The organism is Enterobacter cloacae complex sp. IR5428 (assembly GCF_049238585.1).
Classification (GTDB): domain Bacteria; phylum Pseudomonadota; class Gammaproteobacteria; order Enterobacterales; family Enterobacteriaceae; genus Enterobacter; species Enterobacter intestinihominis.
In genome coordinates this window covers 1-17763 of record NZ_JBMKHV010000007.1, presented here as the reverse complement: position 1 = coordinate 17763, position 17763 = coordinate 1, and the positions used below count along the sequence as shown (strand labels likewise).

At 54.2% G+C, this 17763-nt stretch carries 20 protein-coding genes, 2 tRNA genes and 1 riboswitch; of the genes, 10 read left to right on the top strand and 12 right to left on the bottom strand.

Going from position 1 to position 17763, the window contains the following annotated elements:
- Positions 1-20: 20 nt before the first annotated feature.
- Both hspQ and rlmI read right to left on the bottom strand, forming a co-directional pair.
- Complete coding sequence (hspQ, locus tag ACOTXC_RS12090) at positions 21-338, bottom strand: heat shock protein HspQ (protein WP_003858136.1); 318 nt, start codon at positions 336-338, stop codon at positions 21-23.
- 60 nt (positions 339-398) lie between these two features.
- Positions 399-1589 carry a 23S rRNA (cytosine(1962)-C(5))-methyltransferase RlmI gene (gene rlmI, locus ACOTXC_RS12085; protein ID WP_023299749.1) on the bottom strand — a complete coding sequence of 397 codons (1191 nt, stop codon included), beginning with the start codon at positions 1587-1589 and terminating at the stop codon, positions 399-401.
- Positions 1590-1682: 93 nt separating this feature from the next.
- On the opposite strand from rlmI, the gene yccX reads away from it, so the two are divergent.
- Positions 1683-1964: an acylphosphatase gene (gene yccX / locus ACOTXC_RS12080; RefSeq protein ID WP_421767749.1), complete on the top strand. Its 282-nt coding sequence runs from the start codon at positions 1683-1685 to the stop codon at positions 1962-1964.
- Here yccX and tusE read toward each other — a convergent pair.
- Together tusE and yccA are read right to left on the bottom strand one after the other, a co-directional pair.
- Complete coding sequence (gene tusE, locus ACOTXC_RS12075; RefSeq protein WP_003858129.1) at positions 1961-2290, bottom strand: sulfurtransferase TusE; 330 nt, start codon at positions 2288-2290, stop codon at positions 1961-1963. The two genes, yccX and tusE, sit on opposite strands and share 4 nt — an antisense overlap.
- A gap of 88 nt (positions 2291-2378) precedes the next feature.
- Complete coding sequence (yccA, locus tag ACOTXC_RS12070) at positions 2379-3038, bottom strand: FtsH protease modulator YccA (RefSeq protein WP_003858127.1); 660 nt, start codon at positions 3036-3038, stop codon at positions 2379-2381.
- Between the two features lie 270 nt (positions 3039-3308).
- On the opposite strand from yccA, the gene ACOTXC_RS12065 reads away from it, so the two are divergent.
- Both ACOTXC_RS12065 and ACOTXC_RS12060 read left to right on the top strand, forming a co-directional pair.
- Positions 3309-4937 (top strand): ABC transporter substrate-binding protein, encoded by a 1629-nt coding sequence (locus ACOTXC_RS12065; RefSeq protein WP_045623328.1) that lies wholly within the window; start codon positions 3309-3311, stop codon positions 4935-4937.
- A gap of 144 nt (positions 4938-5081) precedes the next feature.
- Positions 5082-5169 (top strand) — tRNA-Ser (locus tag ACOTXC_RS12060).
- Here ACOTXC_RS12060 and ACOTXC_RS12055 read toward each other — a convergent pair.
- From ACOTXC_RS12055 to ACOTXC_RS12045, 3 genes are read right to left on the bottom strand one after another with little or no spacing between them, the layout of a single operon-like run.
- Positions 5156-5992 carry an ABC transporter ATP-binding protein gene (locus ACOTXC_RS12055; RefSeq protein ID WP_236724045.1) on the bottom strand — a complete coding sequence of 279 codons (837 nt, stop codon included), beginning with the start codon at positions 5990-5992 and terminating at the stop codon, positions 5156-5158. The two genes, ACOTXC_RS12060 and ACOTXC_RS12055, sit on opposite strands and share 14 nt — an antisense overlap.
- On the bottom strand, positions 5989-7020 hold the full coding sequence (locus tag ACOTXC_RS12050) for a FecCD family ABC transporter permease (RefSeq protein WP_038415793.1): 1032 nt from the start codon (positions 7018-7020) through the stop codon (positions 5989-5991). The genes ACOTXC_RS12055 and ACOTXC_RS12050 overlap by 4 nt, the downstream gene beginning before the upstream one ends.
- A complete protein-coding gene (locus tag ACOTXC_RS12045) occupies positions 7017-8024 on the bottom strand; it encodes an ABC transporter substrate-binding protein (RefSeq protein WP_063146143.1) in 1008 nt (335 codons plus the stop codon). The genes ACOTXC_RS12050 and ACOTXC_RS12045 overlap by 4 nt, the downstream gene beginning before the upstream one ends.
- Positions 8025-8197: 173 nt before the next feature.
- On the opposite strand from ACOTXC_RS12045, the gene ACOTXC_RS12040 reads away from it, so the two are divergent.
- Positions 8198-9811 carry a mechanosensitive ion channel family protein gene (locus ACOTXC_RS12040; protein ID WP_232934337.1) on the top strand — a complete coding sequence of 538 codons (1614 nt, stop codon included), beginning with the start codon at positions 8198-8200 and terminating at the stop codon, positions 9809-9811.
- A gap of 31 nt (positions 9812-9842) precedes the next feature.
- Here the strand turns inward: ACOTXC_RS12040 and ACOTXC_RS12035 are convergent, their stop codons facing one another.
- A complete protein-coding gene (locus tag ACOTXC_RS12035) occupies positions 9843-10370 on the bottom strand; it encodes a helix-turn-helix domain-containing protein (RefSeq protein ID WP_045308871.1) in 528 nt (175 codons plus the stop codon).
- A 17-nt stretch (positions 10371-10387) separates the two neighbouring features.
- Positions 10388-11239, bottom strand: a complete 852-nt coding sequence (locus ACOTXC_RS12030) for a hypothetical protein (RefSeq protein ID WP_023299756.1) — start codon at positions 11237-11239, stop codon at positions 10388-10390.
- 277 nt (positions 11240-11516) lie between these two features.
- Here ACOTXC_RS12030 and ACOTXC_RS12025 point away from each other — a divergent pair.
- Positions 11517-11604 (top strand) — tRNA-Ser (locus tag ACOTXC_RS12025).
- A gap of 42 nt (positions 11605-11646) precedes the next feature.
- Here the strand turns inward: ACOTXC_RS12025 and ACOTXC_RS12020 are convergent.
- A complete protein-coding gene (locus ACOTXC_RS12020; RefSeq protein WP_063137575.1) occupies positions 11647-12648 on the bottom strand; it encodes a magnesium transporter in 1002 nt (333 codons plus the stop codon).
- A gap of 60 nt (positions 12649-12708) precedes the next feature.
- Positions 12709-12878: riboswitch (M-box (ykoK) riboswitch) on the bottom strand.
- A 158-nt stretch (positions 12879-13036) separates the two neighbouring features.
- Here ACOTXC_RS12020 and ACOTXC_RS12015 point away from each other — a divergent pair.
- Together ACOTXC_RS12015 and agp are read left to right on the top strand one after the other, a co-directional pair.
- Positions 13037-13537: a DedA family protein gene (locus tag ACOTXC_RS12015; RefSeq protein WP_045308873.1), complete on the top strand. Its 501-nt coding sequence runs from the start codon at positions 13037-13039 to the stop codon at positions 13535-13537.
- Positions 13538-13642: 105 nt separating this feature from the next.
- Positions 13643-14884, top strand: coding sequence for a bifunctional glucose-1-phosphatase/inositol phosphatase (gene agp, locus ACOTXC_RS12010; RefSeq protein ID WP_045622221.1), 1242 nt, complete (start codon positions 13643-13645; stop codon positions 14882-14884).
- Between the two features lie 31 nt (positions 14885-14915).
- On the opposite strand, the gene ACOTXC_RS12005 is transcribed toward agp, so the two are convergent.
- Both ACOTXC_RS12005 and wrbA read right to left on the bottom strand, forming a co-directional pair.
- Positions 14916-15143, bottom strand: coding sequence for a YccJ family protein (locus ACOTXC_RS12005; RefSeq protein ID WP_022647674.1), 228 nt, complete (start codon positions 15141-15143; stop codon positions 14916-14918).
- Positions 15144-15161: 18 nt separating this feature from the next.
- The gene (gene wrbA, locus ACOTXC_RS12000) at positions 15162-15758 is read right to left on the bottom strand and encodes an NAD(P)H:quinone oxidoreductase (RefSeq protein ID WP_022647675.1); all 597 of its coding nucleotides are present in this window, start codon (positions 15756-15758) and stop codon (positions 15162-15164) included.
- 391 nt (positions 15759-16149) lie between these two features.
- Here wrbA and ACOTXC_RS11995 point away from each other — a divergent pair, with 391 nt between their 5' ends.
- The 3 genes from ACOTXC_RS11995 to ACOTXC_RS11985 form a co-directional block, all read left to right on the top strand.
- On the top strand, positions 16150-16320 hold the full coding sequence (locus tag ACOTXC_RS11995; protein WP_001273664.1) for a general stress protein: 171 nt from the start codon (positions 16150-16152) through the stop codon (positions 16318-16320).
- Positions 16321-16436: 116 nt separating this feature from the next.
- Entirely contained in the window at positions 16437-17357 is a 921-nt protein-coding gene (locus ACOTXC_RS11990) for a DMT family transporter (protein ID WP_421767706.1), read from the top strand.
- Positions 17358-17543: 186 nt separating this feature from the next.
- The coding region (locus ACOTXC_RS11985) for a helix-turn-helix domain-containing protein (RefSeq protein WP_421767705.1) at positions 17544-17763 on the top strand (220 nt) is incomplete at its 3' end.

Below are 17763 nucleotides of genomic sequence, written 5' to 3'. Positions count from 1 at the left end.
TTACGGGCTTTTTTACACCTTTAGTTACGCAGTCTTGGCGCCTGTAACTGTTTGCGGATGGTCTGAGCAAGCTCGTCCATAGTGGGTTGTTCCGGATGCTCATCCTGTAGTTCACCACTCAGCTGCGCTTCGGCAAGATAGGTATGGACAGGCTGACCATCGTCGCCCTCCATAACCACATGATACCAGGGCGCGGCGCGAAGCTCTGCGTCAACGGCCAGATCGTCTGCTGACGGTTCATCAAGGGAATACTCCGGGTCGATATCCACGACCACACCCAAATATCCAAGCAAGGTGTGGCGGACCTGCTGGCCGATACCGAATTTGCTGGCAATCATAGTCACCTCCCGGGAAACATTACATACACACTATGTGCGGGCAATATTTCTCTTTTCAAGTTACATGACGCGACAGGCAAACCCTTTCAGATACAGCCCTTCCGGGTAGGTAGCGATCACCGGGTGATCGGCGGCCTGACGGAACTGCTCTATAAATTGTACATCACGACCCGCATCTATTGCGGCATCGGCGATGATTTTTTGGAATAAATCTGTCGTCATCAGGCCAGAGCAGGAGAACGTCAGCAGAACGCCGCCCGGGTTCAGCAGCTGGATCGCCAGCATGTTGATGTCTTTATAGCCACGGCAGGCGCCCATCAGCTGGCTTTTATTTTCTACAAACTTCGGCGGGTCCATCACGATAACGTCAAATTTCTCGCCCTGGTCGCGGTATTTACGCAGCAGTTTGAACACGTCGTCGCGCACAAACTCCGCTTTGCTCAGATCCAGCTTGTTCAGCTCAACGTTCTGTTTCGCCACATCCAGCGCTTCCTGTGAGGTGTCGACGCTCACAACCTGGGCACAGCCGCCCATCAGGGCAGAGACCGCAAAGCCGCCGGTATAGGAGAAGCAGTTCAGCACGCGCTTATCGGCAACGTACTGGCGCGTTGCCAGACGGCTGTCACGCTGGTCGAGATAATAACCGGTCTTATGGCCGCCCTGGATGTCCACCAGCAGCTTCATGCCGTGCTCCTCGATAGGCAGCAGGGCAGGCGGCAGTTCGCCGGTGACCGGGCCCTGCGTCAGCTCCATGCCCTCTTTTTTACGTACCGCCACGTCGCTGCGGTCGTAAATGGCACATTCCGGGAACAGGGTTTGCAGGGCGCTAATTAGCGCGGCACGCTGGTATTCCGCCCCGGCGCTCAGCAGCTGCAACACCAGGAAATTGCCGAAGCGGTCAATGGTCACGCCCGGCAGCCCGTCGGATTCACCGGCAATCAGACGATAGCTGTCCAGCCCGTCACGCTTTGCCAGCCACTCGCGCCACTGCTGCGCCTGTTGCAGACGACGGACAAAGAAGTCGATATCGATGGCTTCTTCTTTATCGAACGTCCAGACGCGCGCGCGGATCTGAGATGCAGGCGAGTATGCGCCGCGTGCTAACCATTTCCCCTGATGGTCAACAATATCGATGGTTTCACCGAGGCTGGCTTTACCTTCCATGCGGGCAACCGCGCCGGAAAAGACCCAGGGATGGCGGCGCAGTAATGACTTCTCGCGCCCTTTGGCTAACACTAAACGTACACTCATAATTTGCTATTCTGTCGATTCCAATGAAATGGCCGCCATTTTCCCGACTTGAGCGAGGAAATGCAACGCGCCAGTCGGATAAGGAGAAGGATGATGTCAAATGTATGCACCATTGCCTGGGTCCATGGCCTTGTACAGGGCGTCGGATTCCGCTACAGCACCCAGCGCGAAGCCCTTCAGCTCGGACTGACGGGGTATGCGCGTAACATGGATGATGGCAGCGTGGAGGTTGTGGCCTGCGGTGAGGCGGATCGGGTAGAGAAGCTGGTGGCGTGGCTGAAAGCGGGCGGACCGCGCAGCGCGCGGGTTGATAAGGTGCTAACGGAACCGTATCAACCCGGCCGGGAATACGCTGACTTCAGTATTCGCTATTAAATGCATTTTACCGGCTTTGGCAGGCCGGCAATTTTTGTCGCCTGTTTAGCCGGGCCTTTCGGAAACAGGCGATACAGATAACGGCTGTTGCCTTTCTCTTCGCCAAATTTATTCGCCATGGCTTTGACCAGCATGCGGATAGCCGGAGAGGTGTTGAATTCGAGGTAGAATTCGCGCACAAAGCGCACCACTTCCCAGTGTTCCGGGGAGAGGGTAATTCCTTCGTTTTCCGCAATTTTCTCCGCCAGCGCTTCGCTCCATTGGCTGCTCTCTTTCAGATAACCGTCGTTATCGGTTTCGATCTCTTTGCCTTCAAAACTCAACATATTCATTCACGCGTTAGTCAAAAACCGCCTCAGTCTACCAAAAAAACAAAGCCCCGCATAAGCGGGGCTTTGTTCACAGCACGGTGAGTTAATCGCGGCTGGCGAAGCCCAGGATACTCAGCAGGCTGACAAAAATATTGTACAGCGACACATACAGGCTCACGGTGGCGCGGATATAGTTCGTCTCACCGCCGTGAATGATGTTGCTGGTTTCATACAGGATTGCGCCGGATGAAATCAGGATAAACACCGCGCTGATTGCCAGATGCAGAGCAGGCAATTGCAGGAAGATGTTCGCCAGCATACCGACCAGCACAATCACGATACCCGCCATCAGCATACCGCCGAGGAAGGACATGTCCTTACGGGTGGTCAGCACGTAGGCCGAGCAGCAGAAGAACACCAGCGCGGTACCGCCCAGCGCCATACCAATCACGTCGCCCATTCCGGCAGACAGATAGGCGTTCAGGATTGGCCCCAAAATGTAGCCCAGGAAGCCCGTGAAGGCGAAAGCGGAGAGAATACCCACCGGTTTATCCGCGGTTTTATAGGTCAGGAACATCAGACCATACATACCCACCAGCGTCAGGATCAGGCCCGGAGAAGGCAGCATCAGTACGGTGCTGGCCGTCGCGGTGATCGCCGAAAACGCCAGCGTCAGGCTGAGCATGAAATAGGTATTGCGCAGCACCTTATGGGTGCTGAGTAGCGATGTGCGGTCGCGTGAAGAAGTAATTATACGATCCATGAGTCACTCTCTTATGACAGATGTAATTAGCGCAAAGAATAGGAAACGGCGCGGCAGACGCAAAGTGGTTTTACCCATCTTTACTCAGCCCCTTAGGGATTATGCTGGTTTTTTATTCTGGTAAAGCCTTTGTACTCAGAATGAAGTGCGGTATGCAAGGCGTATTCAGATCAACCTCTTATAGGTCACTGAAAAATATTGCGTTATTTCCCTAAGGCCGCTAAGAGTTATTTCCGGATCGTCATAAAAACAGACAATAAGGCGAAGGAAATGAAACCACAAACACGCATGCACTTTACGCTCTCTTTGTTAACCGCAGGGGTCCTGTGCGCCAGCACGGCAACCTGGGCGGCTAACGTGCCAGCAGGAACCCAGCTGGCAGATAAGCAGGAACTGGTCAGGAACAACGGCAGTGAACCCGCCTCGCTCGACCCGCATAAAGTCGAAAGCGATGTCGAATTCAATATTATCAGCGATTTATTCGACGGGCTGGTCAGCGTCTCTCCGGCAGGTGAAATCCAGCCGCGCCTGGCGGAGAAATGGGAAAATAAAGATAACACCGTCTGGACTTTCCATCTGCGCCCGGGCATAACCTGGAGCGATGGCACCCCCATCACCGCGGAAGATGTCGTCTGGAGCTGGCAGCGACTGGTCGACCCGAAAACCGTCTCTCCGTATGCCAGCTATCCCGGCAGTATGCGTATCGTCAACGGCACTGATATCGCAGAAGGCAAAAAAGCACCCGAGTCGCTGGGCGTGAAAGCCATCAATGACACCACGCTGGAAGTGACGCTCACCCAGCCAAATGCTGCTTTCCTGGCGATGCTGGCTCACCCGTCTCTGGTGCCGATAGATAAAGTCCTGGTAGGTCGTTTCGGTGATAAGTGGACCAAACCGGAGCACTTCGTCAGCAGCGGGGCCTATAAACTGTCACAGTGGGTGGTGAACGAACGCATCGTGGCGGTGCGAAACCCGAAATACTGGGATAACGCACATACCGTCATCAACAAGGTGACCTATCTGCCCATTTCCTCCGAAGCCGCTGACGTCAACCGCTACAAAGCGGGCGAAATCGACATCGCCTACACGGTGCCGATCAACCAGTTTGCTCAGCTGAAGAAAACGCTGGGGAACGAGCTGGACGTATCGCCGCAGCTTGCCACCTATTATTACGAATTCAACACCACCCGGCCGCCGTTCAGCGACGCCCGCGTGCGTAAGGCGCTGAATCTGGCGCTGGATAAAGATATTATCGCCGGGAAAGTTTTAGGGCAGGGGCAACGCCCGGCATGGCTCATCAGCCAGCCGGATATTGGCGGCGTCAAGTTACAGAACCCTGATTACGCCAGCTGGCCGATGGATAAACGCATTGCCGAGGCGAAAAAACTGCTGGCCGAAGCCGGATTTAATGACAGCCATCCGCTCAGCTTTAATCTCCTCTATAACACCTCGGAATCGCACCAGCGTATTGCGATTGCCGCCAGCTCGATGTGGAAGAAGAACCTCGGCGTAGAGGCGAAGCTGCAAAACCAGGAGTGGAAAACCATGCTTGATACCATGCACACCCATAACTTTGACGCGGTGCGCTACGCCTGGATTGCTGATTACGATGACGCCGCAACCTTCCTGAATAACTTCCGTACCGGTGACAGCCAAAACACCACTCAGTACAGCAATCCGGAATACGATCTGGCTCTGGTGAATGCGGCGAAGGCGAAAACGGCGGAGGAGCGCGGTAAGTTCTACCAGCAGGCAGAAGATCTGCTGGGGCGCGATGTGCCGGCGATCCCTGTCTATCACTACGTGCGCACGCACCTGGTGAAACCGTGGGTAGGGGGCTTCACGCCGGATAAGCTTGGCTACTACTACACCAAAGATATGTACATCAAAAAGCACTAACGATCCGCGGTGGATATTATGCTGGTAAAACGGCCAATCTGTTGTCTATTCAACCGATTAAACGCATTTTGGCTATTTTTAAAGCGAACGAATGCGCGCACCCTTTACAGCGCGCGGTGAGGTGTTTATAGTTCGCCTCACTTAGGAAGCGTGGCCGAGCGGTTGAAGGCACCGGTCTTGAAAACCGGCGACCCGAAAGGGTTCTAGAGTTCGAATCTCTACGCTTCCGCCAAATTCGAAACCCCTGCGATAGCAATATCGCAGGGGTTTTTGCTTTTGTTCTGGCTCTCCGCCATGTTACCCATGTTATAGCTTATCGTGATCCCGGCGTCGGCCTTACAGACCTGAGCTTTTACGCACCAGGTATCCGCGATGTTCGAGGGCGTCAGCACCGCTTCGGGCGCACCCGTGGCTGCGATCTGCCCGGCCTTCATGAGGATCAGACGCTGACAATAATTGGCCGCAAGATTGAGATCGTGCAGTGCAACCACCACCGTAAGCGGCAGCTGTGAAACGAGCCGCATCAGCTCCAGCTGGTGCTGAATGTCCAGGTGGTTTGTCGGTTCATCGAGCAACAGCACCTGCGGCTGCTGGGCCAGCGCGCGGGCTATCTGACTTCGCTGTCGTTCTCCGCCTGACAAAGAGTGCCATCGCCGCTGGCGTAAGCTGCATAACTGCATCAGGCCAATCGCCTGTTCAACCGCAGCCTCATCGTCGCGCGTGGTTCTCTGGAATGTTTTCCGGTAGGGCGTACGCCCCAGCCTGACCATATCCTCAACGGTCAGTTCCCCGTCGACCTCAGCATGTTGCGGGACAAACGCCATGTGCTGCGCCCGTATTTTCAGCGGCATCAAGCCAAGCGTTGTGCCATTAAGCGCAACACGTTCGCTGTGTCGTGGAAACAGCCCGGCGAGGCAGCGCAGCAGCGTCGACTTGCCTGAGCCGTTTGGCCCTAACAGGCCGACAATCTGCCCGGATGGCAGGTCGAGATCGATATCCTTAAGCACCGTCTGCGCCTGTCGGGTTACGGTTAACCCGGCCACTGTTATATTCATGGATGCTCCTTTCGGTTTTGATAAAGCAACGCCACAAAGACGGGGGCGCCCACCAGCGCAGTCACCACCCCGATGGGCAGAACCTGGTGCACGATCAGCGTGCGTGAGACGATATCGGCAAGGATCATAAAGTGGGCGCCGATGAGAAACGTCAGCGGGATCGAGCGGCGATGGCCCGGCCCGCATAGCATGCGCGTCACATGGGGAATGACCAGCCCGACAAACCCCACTGCGCCTGTGGCGCTCACCAACGTGGCGGTGACAACGGCACAGGTCAGCAATAAGACAATACGCACGGCGGTAACCGGGATCCCCAGCGTGGTGGAGACCTCATCCCCGAAGGTGAAGGTGTCCAGCGCCCGGGAAAAGAGCAATACCACCAGTAAACCCGCAAGCGTAACGGCCAGCGCCAGCAGCGCGTCAGGCCAGCGCACGCCGCTCAGACTCCCCATCAGCCAGAACATGACGCTACGGGACTGCTCGGCATTGGCGGACGTGCTGACGACGTACGCGGTCATGGCGTTGAAGAGCTGGGTGCCCGCAATACCGGCCAGCAAAATGCGCGAGGGGCTTTCACTCATCCCGTTTGTAATCACCATGATGAGCGCAAAGGCGGCGCAGGAGCCGACAAACGCACCGCTGCTCACGCCAATCACGCTTCCCCCCATGCCGAGAAGCATCACGCAGACGGCCCCCAGCGAGGCGCCCGCGGAAATCCCCAGCAGATAAGGCTCAGCCAGAGGGTTACGCAGGATCGACTGTAACACCAGCCCGCACAGCGCCAGGCCACCGCCGCTGCACGCGGCCATCACTGCCCGGCTCATGCGATATTGCCAGACGATACCCTCCTCCGTTTGTGGCAACGCATAAGAGGTCAAACCCAGTCCGTTGAGGATCGCTTTCCCGGTACTGGCATACGACACCGGCATATCACCGATACTGGCGGCAAAAACCAGCATTAGCGGCAGCGCCATGACGCCTGCTGCCAGTAAACCTTGCTGGCGGCGGTCAAAAGCGAAATGACTCATTGTTCATCCCGGAAAGAAGCCAGCCGCTCGCTGATAAGCTCAACCGCATCGACGTTACGTAATGAAGGGTTTAACGACATCGCCGGCACCACAATAATGTGGTTGTTCCTGACCGCAGGCATGTTCTTCGTCACCGGGTCATTACGCAAGAATGCTTTTTTTACCTTAACGTCATCGGCAGGGTAGAGCCTGCGGGACATCCCGGCGATAACAATCACGTCCGGCTGCGACTGGGCAATATGTTCCCACGTTACAGCCGGCCATTCGTCATGAGAGTCAATAATGTTCTTCAACCCCAGCGTGCGGCTGATCCAGCCAGGCGCGCCGTAATTCCCCGCCACCCAGGGATCGCCATTCAGACGGCTACTTGAGAACCAGAATACGACGCGAAGCGGTTTCGCTGAGACGCGCGCCTTGGCCTTTTTGATACGTTCCGTCAGCGTATGATTAAGCTGCTCACCTCGCGCGGAAACATCAAATATCGTCGCCAGATCTGTCACTTCCCGTGTGATTTCGGCCAGCGAAAACGGCGCGCTGCGTGCTCCGTCTGCGTTTGACTTTTCCGTCACCGCTTTATCCGTGCAGTCGGCAGGAGAGATCCACGTATTAATCCCCAGCGAGGCAAACTGCTCACGGGTGCCCACTTCTCCCTGCGGACCAATGTGCCAGTGATACTGCGCGAGAACGAGCTCAGGTTTCTGTCCCACCACGGCTTCAAAGGAGGGGGAATTATCTGCAAGCCGGGGGATATTTTTCCCGGCATCTGCCAGCGGATCCGGGAGCATGCCGAACCAGACCGACGTTGCGGCGATCTTTTTCTCCAGCCCCAGTGCGAGCAGTAATTCTGTTTCATGCTGTCCCACGGTCATGACGCGCTGAGGAGCCTGCGCAAAGGTCTGCTTTACGCCGCAATTTTCAATCGTGAGGGGCCAGGAGGTTGCTGAGAAAGCGGCAGGCGCCGTGGAGAGCAATAAAGCCAGAAATAACCCTTTTTTAAGTAACATAGAACACAATCCCAAATTGTTATGTTATAACATAATACATATATTGTGATTGAGAGCAACACGCTCACCGTCGCTTGTTGCAGAAACGAAAGGCTGGACTATTCTCAACATACCCACCTGGCATTCGCGGGTTGCCTGAAAAACAACAAGATTTCTGATCTGGGGTAGTGAGGATGAAAAAGATCCTGCTCGCGTTTGCGTTCTGTTTTGCCTCCCTGAGCGCCTTCTCATCGTATGCCGCTGAGCCCCGCCAGGCGCCTTCTGAGCAGGAGCGCGCCCGGACGGTCTATATCTTTCATCAGCCGATCGTCATGCTTCAGGCGAAATTTGGCCTGACCACGCCGGAGGAGCGCGTTTTACGCATCCGCAACACCCTGCGCAATTTTACCGAGGCGGACGTGCGTGAGCCGCTCACTATCGTCTCCGTGACCCGCTATAACCAGCAGGGGCGGCTGATCGTGATGAACGGTAAGCCCGTGATGCTGCTGACGGAAGGGGATTTGGACGAAGGGGACGATCTCACCCTCGATCAGGCCGCGCAGCGCGTGCTGGCGCGCATGGAAGCGCAGAGAATGGCGCTGCGCGATCAATACGATACCGGCTGGCTGGCGCTGTCGACGGTAAAAGCTGCCGCTGGCCTGCTGGCGCTTTTGCTGCTCTGCTATGGCGCCTGGCGATCCTGGCGCTGGTTTCGACGCGTCTACCGTCTGCGTATTGTGGAGAATCGCAGCCGGGTGCCGCAAAGCTGGCGGCGGTACATTGGCGCCATTGAGATTCGGCTTTACGCCTTGCTGATGTTCCTGCTGGGTTTAATCGGCTTTTACGTCTGGCTGAGCTGGGCATTCAGTCTGTTTCCGTGGACGCGGGTGTGGGGCACGTCGCTGGGAGACTGGTCGCTTCGCGTGGTGCAGCAAATTGCCCTGGCGATTGTCTCGGCTTTGCCGGGGCTGACGATTGTTCTGATCATTTTCCTCATTACCGCTTTTATTCTGAAGCTGCTGAGGATGGTGCTGAATCAGGTGGAGGCTGGTCGTCTGCAACTTCCCGGCGTACATCCGGAAACCGTGGGGGCTACCCGTAAGCTCATTTCCGTCGCCGTCTGGCTATTTGCTCTCTCCGCTGCCTGGCCGTTTCTCCCCGGCGCAAACTCACTGGCGTTTAAAGGTATTAGCGTCTTCTTCGGCCTGATGTTAACACTGGGTTCGGCAGGGGTGATGAACCATGCCATGAGCGGTCTGGTCCTGATTTACTCCCGCGCACTGCGTAAAGGCGATGTCATTCGGGTGGCGGATAACGAAGGTAAGGTCAGTGAAATAGGCATGCTGGCGACCAAAATTATTACCCGGGAAAATTATGTCGTTACCGTGCCCAATGCGGTGGTGGTGAGCGGTAAGATCACCAACCTTAGCGCGCTACAGCCTGATGGCAGCCTCAATCTGACGGTCAGCGTCACTATTGGTTATGACACCCCATGGCGTCAGGTGCATGCCATGCTGGAGCTGGCCGCGAAACGGGCAAAAGGGATTGATCTTTCTGAGCCGCCGCTGGTGCGCCAGTTAGGGTTAATGGACTGGTATATCGCCTACGAGTTGCAGGTTCGTCTGCTGCCCGACCAGTCCCTCGCGGTTGCCCGCAATGAACTGCATAGCCAGATACAGGATGTGTTTAACGAATTTAACGTGCAGATCATGTCTCCGAATTTTGTTATGCAGCCAGAGGGCAGCGTAATGGTTGCCAAAGAGAACTGGTATACCGCGCCCGCCAAACCCCCTCAGGGCGAAACCTGAGGCCCCGGTTTTCCCAAGGTAAGCCAAAAGATCACAGTTTCTGATCGACAATCGCCGATTTTATACGGGTCATCGCCAGAATGTTTTTTGAACGCATATTCAATTTCTCGAGGATCCTCACGCGGTAGGTGCTGGTCGTTTTTTGTGACAGTTGCAGCTTTTTCGCGATTTCATGATTTTCCATATGGAAAAGCTTTAGCACGTCATATTCGCGTCGGGTAAAGGAGTGTGTCCTGAGCGCCCGATAAAAACGCATCAGCTGCTGAAAAGGGTGAGCAGTAAAATGCATCGACGAATAGATAATATTATCAATTCTCACCGCGCTGTTGGCTTCTATCTCATGCATCAGGACAATGTAATCACGCTTGACTTTTTTGACCTGCTGAATGGTTTTATTGCGTAACTTATCCTGTTCAACCGCAATGATAAAATCCAGCTCGGGATCGACCTCATAAAGATGGTGAATATCCTCCTCATCGCGAATCAAATGGGTAGATGTCAGTGAGCTTGAGACACCGTGGCAAAGGTAATAGTTATCGCTGATAAAAATAAAATTCATAATTAATGGGCAGGGTATTAGATAAAATTCATTAAAAATCTGAGAGGCTTAATCTGTAGTATTTTCTGCCAGACAGCGGCGAGGTCGACGACCCCGGCCATCGACAGCAGAACCAGAATAATCAGCAGCGTAGATAGCGTTATCGCAAACATAAAACGCGTAATTTTTTTCTGCATTTTTTGCTGATGCGTTACCCGCTGGTCCTCTTTTTCATACTCGACCATGGTGGTAATAGCCTGGCCCTGCACGTAGTACACCTTACCCTCTTCGCTGAGATCGCCCGTGATCACGAGCGACTCAAGTAAGAGCGCGATTTTTCTGCTAAACGACTCATTTTTGATATGTTTATACCAAAGTGTGCCGTAAAGCATGGCGATCACTTCCCGCTGGGTGAAACCAGACGAAACGCGCGAAGGGCGCTGGTTGACGTAGTCGGTCACCAGCAGCCTGAGCAAGTTGTAACGGTCCCGGCTGATGGTTTCTGAATCAGATTTCAGGCCAGAAATACAGCGCCCTTTTAGACGAGCAAGGGCCGTTTTTAAGGTGATGATTTTCGTATAATGGTCAAAGGCAAACGGGATAATGCCTTTGTAAGCCTGAAACCCATTGCGCTTATAGTGAATGATTTCAGCCTGCATTTCGCTGATATCTTCCACGCTCATACTGACATCTTCGCTTTTATGCATCGGGCAGAGCACAACGTTGCTGCTTTCGTGCTTCTTCAGAATATAACGCGTATTGTCGGCATCTTTTAAGTACACCAGAAAATAGTCATGCGGGTTGTTTTTTTGCGCACCGTTCTGGATCAGCCACGGCAGAAATTTACGCCAGAGAATAAGTCTGTAGTTATCGGTATCGAATAATTTCATGGAAAATCTCTTATCGCAGTGACCTGCGTGAATAGGGTCTTACAAGGGCATATTGAGGTGGTAATGTTGCACGGATAAGCTGCGGTGTATGAAAAAGAGTCTAGATCACAAACTTTCATTCTAATAAGTTTATGTGATGTAAAAATAAATGTTTACATTTTAGCCAGCCGATGACGAAGAAGTGATCGGAGCGGAAGGGAATGAGGCAAGAAGCTCAACGTAATGCAATTTCCTGCTTTACATCATGCTCAGAGATGTTTATAGTGCGCCTCACTTTGGAAGCGTGGCCGAGCGGTTGAAGGCACCGGTCTTGAAAACCGGCGACCCGAAAGGGTTCTAGAGTTCGAATCTCTACGCTTCCGCCAAATTCGAAAACCCTGCGATAGCAATATCGCAGGGTTTTTTCGTTATTCCAGCCCAAGCGTATACTGTGCGATTTTGAAGTAGATAATGAGCCCGGTACCGTCGATCAGCGTGGCGATAAACGGCGCGGAAACGACCGCCGGGTCGATTTTGCAGCGTTTCAATACCATCGGGATCACCGATGAGACAATGGCGCTCCACAGCGTAATGCAGACCAGCGTCAGGCTGACGATAAGCGTGATTTCCATCCCAATGCCCATCATCCAGGCACGAACGCAGCCCGCCAGGCCCAGCGTGGCGGCAATCATTAACGAGGTGCTCATCTCTTTGCGCAGCACGCGACCCACGTCGCGAAGGTGGACTTCACCCAGCGCCATGGCGCGCACCAGCGTCGAGGTAATCTGCGTCCCGCTGTTTCCGCCGGTGCCAATCAGCAGCGGAATAAAGAACGCCAGCGCAATGGCGGATTCCAGCGCCTCTTCAAAATGCTGGATCACCGAGCTGGTATACGCTTCCGCGACAAACAGCAGCAGCAGCCAGACGGAGCGTTTCTTCCACAGGCTAAAGGCGCTGGTTTCCAGATAGGGCTTCTCCAGCGGCAGCGTTGCCCCCTGAAGCTGGGCATCTTCAGTAACGTCATCTTCCAGCAGATGGGCGATTTCACGCTCGGTAAGGCAGCCCACCAGCTTGCCGTGGGTCACCACCGGTACGACATCCGCACCTGCGTGCGCCAGCAACCCGGCGACATCCGCCCGCTCATCTTCCGGTTTAAGCTGGATAAAATCCGATATCATCAGCCCCTTAACGGGCTGTACGGTATCCGTGGCCTGCAATAATTTACGTACGGAAATCAAACCCGCGAGGCGACCGTTGTCTTCGATAAAAATATGTGACGGAATATCATCATCTTTTAATTTTTCAAAGAACTGCTCGCGTGCCAGAGCCACGCATAATGAAATATCAATAACGATAAAATCGGTATTCATATATTGCGCGATGGCGCTGTCGTTAAAAGCCAGATTTTGGTTGTGAATAGCGTAAGACATTGTAACTTCCCTTTGAATAATAAAATCTCTCAGGGGCGAGCAAGACAGGGCATGTCGGAAAGGAGATCCCCACGTCCTGGGTTCAGCACTGTACACCGTATCCCGTAAGGGAAGTTATACTGGCAAAGCCTTGATTCGACAGTGCCTGTTTTACCCTGTGCCGGTTCTCTCGAACCCACCAGAGCGATAACGTGTATTTGTACAGGAGCCTCGCCATAACGAGATCGTTGTAAAACGTGAGGGATAATACGCTTATTTAAAATGGCTGCTGAGGAATTTTAGTAATGTTTAAGTATGGTTTAAATGAATATTATTGAATGAATGTTGACGTTTTATTTAACTATTTTCACTTCTAATGGGGAATTCTGATGCTAGCGGGGAGAGTAAAATGGCATGGCTGGACACGCTGCTGGATCATTTTGCGCATTATCCAACGCATCTCTTCGCGTTGCTCGTTGTTATGGCACTGAGTAAATCAACGGTACTGATCTCTTCCGTGCTCCCGCCCGCATCGGTCATGCTGCTGGCGGGGATTGCCGTCAGCCAGTCGAGTATGCATCCGGCGCTGACGTGGCTGGCGGTGGTGATGGGCGCTACGGCAGGATCGGTGCTGAATTACCATATCGGCCAGCTGATGGGTCATACCCGGCGAGTGTCACGCTTCACGGCAAAACATGCCGGGAAGTTTTTGCGGGTACAGCACCAGCTGCATAAAAATGGCCTGCTGGTGTTGTTCACCTCGCGTTTCCTGGCGGTACTGCGCTATATCGTGCCGCTGGCGGCGGGCATGCTCAGGCTGAGCGCGATAAAGGTTTACGCCATCAGCCTGCTTTCAGCCTGCGCATGGGCGGCGCTGTATGTCGGCATCGTCACCGGCATCAGCCTCTGAATCAGCGAGTCACGTATTCATCAGTTTGAGAAATGCTTCCCGAAAAACCTGTCACGAATCTGTCACACTCAATGCGACATTAAAAAAACGTGTGAGGAATTAGGGATGAGAAAAGCACTACTTGCAGTTGCCGTGGCAGGTACCCTTGCCGTGACCTTTGGCGCACAGGCGCAGGACACACCGGACGGCTATCAGCTGGAACAGGTACTCATCATGAGCCGCCACAACCTGCGTGCGCCGCTCGCCAATAACGGCAGCGTGCTGGAGCAGTCCACGCCGAAGCAGTGGCCGGAGTGGGACGTCCCGGGTGGACAGCTCACCACCAAAGGGGGCGTACTGGAAGTGTATATGGGTCACTATATACGCGAGTGGCTGGCAGAGCAGGGGATGGTGAAGACGGGTGAATGCCCGCAAGCGGATACCGTCTATGCCTACGCCAACAGCCTCCAGCGCACCGTGGCGACCGCGCAGTTCTTTATCACCGGCGCGTTCCCGGGGTGCGATGTGCCTGTGCATCATCAGGAAAAAATGGGCACCATGGACCCCACCTTCAATCCGGTCATTACCGATAATTCCCCTGAGTTTCGTGAGAAAGCGCTGAAAGCGATGGAGACAGAACGGCAGAAAATGCAGCTGGATGAAAGCTACAAACTGCTGGAGCAGCTGACAAACTATAGCGACTCGCCGTCCTGCAAGGAGAAAAAAGTCTGTTCCCTGACGGAGGCGAAAGATACGTTCAGCGCCGATTATGAAAAAGAGCCGGGTGTCTCCGGGCCGCTGAAAGTGGGTAACTCGCTGGTGGATGCGTTCACCCTACAGTATTACGAAGGATTCCCGGCAGACCAGGTGGCATGGGGGGAAATCAAAACCGATCAGCAGTGGCGCGTGCTGTCGAAGCTGAAAAACGGCTACCAGGACTCGCTGTTTACCTCGACGGACGTGGCGCAGAACGTGGCTAAACCGTTGGTGAAGTACATTGATAAAGCGCTGGTGACCGAACAGGCCAAAGCGCCAAAAATTACCCTGCTGGTGGGGCACGACTCCAACATTGCCTCGCTGCTGACCGCGCTGGATTTCAGGCCGTATCAGCTGCACGACCAGCAGGAACGAACCCCGATTGGCGGTAAAATTGTCTTCCAGCGCTGGCATGACAAAAACACTAACCAGGAGCTGATGAAAATTGAGTATGTCTACCAGAGTTCTGAGCAGTTGCGTAATGCCAGCGTGCTGTCGCTGCAATCTCCTGCGCAGCGCGTGACGCTGGAGCTGAAGGGCTGTCCGGTAGATGGCAACGGCTTCTGTCCGATCGATAAATTCAATGCGGTGATGAACAACGCGGCGAAATAGAAGAAAACCCCCGCGCGGGCGGGGGGAACATTCAGACGTTTTTACGTTCGATGGTTTGCTCGCCCCAGAACAGCGAGTCTTTGTCGGTTTTTTCGAAGGCGCGAACCAGCACTTCATCGTTGCCTTCTTCCCAAATCTGCTCAGCCAGCTTTTCGTCATACCTGGCGACTTCAAAGATGGCTTCTGCAATCTCCGGAGAGGTATTGCGTAAACTTGCCCATTCGCCCACGTGGTGAGCTTTGGATTCTTGAGTTGGCATACTTGTCCTCCTGTTGGGTTAGCCGTTCAGTTTTTTGGCAAGACCCGCGACGTATTCACCCTGATAGCGGGCGATCGAAAGTTCTTCATTGCTTGGCTGACGTGAACCATCCCCACCGGCAATGGTTGTCGCGCCATACGGTGTCCCGCCACGAACCTGGGAAACATCGAACAGTTCCTGCGCGCCGTAGCCAATCGGCACAATCACCATCCCATGATGTGCAAGGGTAGTCCAGGTTGAGGTGATCGTCTGCTCCTGGCCGCCGCCTGTGCCGGTAGAGCTGAACACGCTGGCCAGCTTGCCGTATAACGCGCCGGAGGCCCAGAGCCCGCCCGTCTGGTCGAGGAAGGTGCGCATCTGGCCGGACATATTGCCGAAGCGGGTCGGGGTGCCGAAGATAATGGCATCATAGTCCGCGAGCTCCTGCGGGGTGGCGACCTGGGCGTTTTGTGTTTTTCCCCCGGCTTTGGCGAAGGCTTCCGCCTGCATGGTTTCCGGTACGCGTTTAACCACAACCTCAACGCCGTCTACTCTGTTTGCGCCTTCTGCAACTGCGTGAGCCATGGTTTCAATGTGTCCATACATGGAATAATAGAGCACCAGAACTTTTGCCATTTTGCATCACTCCTCGTTGGTTTTTCTTACAGCGGATCGCTGCGTTACTTTAAAGATATGACATCACGGCCAGACTGCAAAAATGAACGGCATTTATTTGATATATAACAATATCTTTTCGTTACGTGCTTTGTAGCAAAATGAAACAACTTTAGCGGCGCTGATTTTTCAAAATATAAGAATGGCTTATGGATAACCTCCTCAATATTTCATACGAAAGGCTGAGATCATGTTGCAGAATATTACCTCTCGCTTGCCGGATAGCCGCATTACACTAAGCTTAGTTTCACGCGGCATAGATAAAGGCACTGTCCTTGAGCCGCGAGGTGAAAGAATCCTCTTTTACTGAATGCAATATGATGTCTAATGTTTCACACTCTGGAGGTTAGAGATGGCAAACCATCGTGGTGGTTCAGGTAATTTCGCTGAAGACCGTGAAAGAGCATCAGAAGCAGGTCGTAAAGGTGGCCAGTCTAGCGGGGGCAATTTTAAAAATGACCCTCAGCGCGCATCAGAGGCTGGCAAAAAAGGGGGTAAAAATAGCCACGGCAGCAACAAGTAGTACGCCGGGTTAACTCTCTGCCGCCGGGTTTCCCGGCGGTTTTTTTATGTCTGCTACATTGAACTGTAATCAAAGGCATCGCACACTACAGGATTGATTCTTCGTGCTGGTGTCCCATGTCCGTTTCCCGTTTTACTTTCTCCATTAAGCCTCAGGAAGCCATCCTGATTTTGATCACCATGTTCTGGGGCGGAACCTTTCTTGCCGTTCAGTACGCGGTCACGATGAGCGATCCGTTTTTCTTTGTAGGGCTGCGTTTTGCAACTGCGGCGGTTGCCGTGGCGCTTATTTCGCTGAAAACCCTGCGCGGGTTGACCCTGAGAGAGCTTAAAGCGGGTGTCGCTATTGGCGTGGCGATTGCCATGGGCTATAGCCTGCAAACGTGGGGGCTCCAGTCTATCTCCAGCAGTAAATCCGCCTTCATCACCGCCATGTACGTACCGCTGGTGCCGCTGTTGCAGTGGCTGTGCCTGGGCAGAATACCGGGCCTGATGTCGTGCATTGGTATCGTGCTGGCGTTCATCGGCCTCATTTTATTAGCCGGGCCGGAAAATAATCTGCTGGCGCTGGGGCCGGGAGAGATCATCACGCTGGTGGGGGCCGTTGCCATTGCGGCAGAAATTATTTTGATTAGCGCCTGGGCAGGAAAAGTGGACGTCAAGCGGGTGACGGTCGTGCAGCTTGCCACCGCGTCGCTGGTGGCGTTCGCGACGATGGTGCCGGCAGGGGAGTCCGTCCCGCCGATGTCTACCGGGCTTATCGTCGTGGCGCTGGGGCTGGGCGTTTTTAGCGCCATTATTCAGGTCACCATGAACTGGGCGCAGCGCAGCGTATCTCCGACACGGGCGACGGTCATCTATACCGGTGAACCGGTGTGGGCGGGTATTTTCGGGCGACTCGCCGGGGAGCGTCTGCCGCTGCTGGCGCTGGTGGGCGCGGCGTTTATTGTCGCCGGGGTGCTGGTGAGCGAGTTAAAGTTAAAAAAACGACGTAAGTCGATTGCCGGGTTGGGCACTGAACAAGGGGCAGATAGCTAACAACGCGCACGCTGCCCGTTTGCCCGGCGGCGCTTCGCTTGCACGGGCCTACAATTGGCATGTAGGCCGGGTAAGCGTAGGGTATGAACCGGAAACATGGGTAACACTTTAGACCGGATACATGGGTAACAGTTATAACTGGCATAGAAGAGGAGACTCGCTATGCCCTGGACTGAGACCTGACCTATGCAACGCCTTGATTTTATCCGTGCCTGCCATGCAGGTACGGATTCTTTTTCTGCCCTCTGCCGTCTCTTCGGCATCAGTCGAAAAACCGGTTACAAATGGCTTCAGCGTTTTGACCCCTCTGACCTGTCATCTCTCTCTGACCGGTCGCGTGCTCCGCACTCCCACTCCCGGACAGTTCCTGATGATATCGCCGGGCAGCTTACGGCCCTGAGGCAAA